This window comes from Pseudoxanthomonas kalamensis DSM 18571 (genome assembly GCF_010211745.1).
GTDB classification, from domain to species: Bacteria; Pseudomonadota; Gammaproteobacteria; order Xanthomonadales; family Xanthomonadaceae; genus Pseudoxanthomonas_A; species Pseudoxanthomonas_A kalamensis.
This window is the reverse complement of sequence record NZ_PDWQ01000140.1, coordinates 1-494: the sequence shown is the minus strand read 5'-3', so window position 1 is coordinate 494 and position 494 is coordinate 1. Positions and strand designations below refer to the sequence as shown.

The following is a 494-nucleotide window of genomic DNA, read 5'->3' as shown; positions in this document are numbered from 1 at the left end:
CCATGGCGTGTGGCACCGTCACTTCGTCGTCTCCGAGAGATTTGTAGTGTACATGCTCCATCTATTTTCAGCTGCATGCGTCGCCTGCGGACTTGCTTCGTTTCTGACCAGGCCGCCTTTTTTTTTTTTCAAGCAACCATGCTGCTGGCGGCGCTGACCCTGACCTTCCTGATCGTGGTCGCCTCGCTGCCGGCGATCGCCGGCTTCGTCGGCGTGCACGTGGATCCGCTGCTGTTGATCGCGCTGCTGGTGTGCCTGATCCCGACCACCATCGGCGGACTGTTGCCGGCGATCGGCATCGCCGGCATGAACCGCGCGCTGTCGGCCAACGTGCTGGCCAAGTCCGGCAAGGCCGTGGAAGTGGCCGGCGACGTGGATGTGCTGCTGCTCGACAAGACCGGCACCATTACCTACGGCGACCGCCAGGCCACCGCGGTCCATCCGCTGGCCGGCGTCGAGCGCGCGCAATTGCGCGGTGCGGCCATGCTGGCCCC

At 64.8% G+C, this 494-nt stretch carries 1 pseudogene; it reads left to right on the top strand.

The annotated features are described in order from the left end of the window. Positions 1-135: 135 nt before the first annotated feature. A pseudogene (locus CSC70_RS14410) lies at positions 136-494 on the top strand (potassium-transporting ATPase subunit B); the annotation flags it as partial.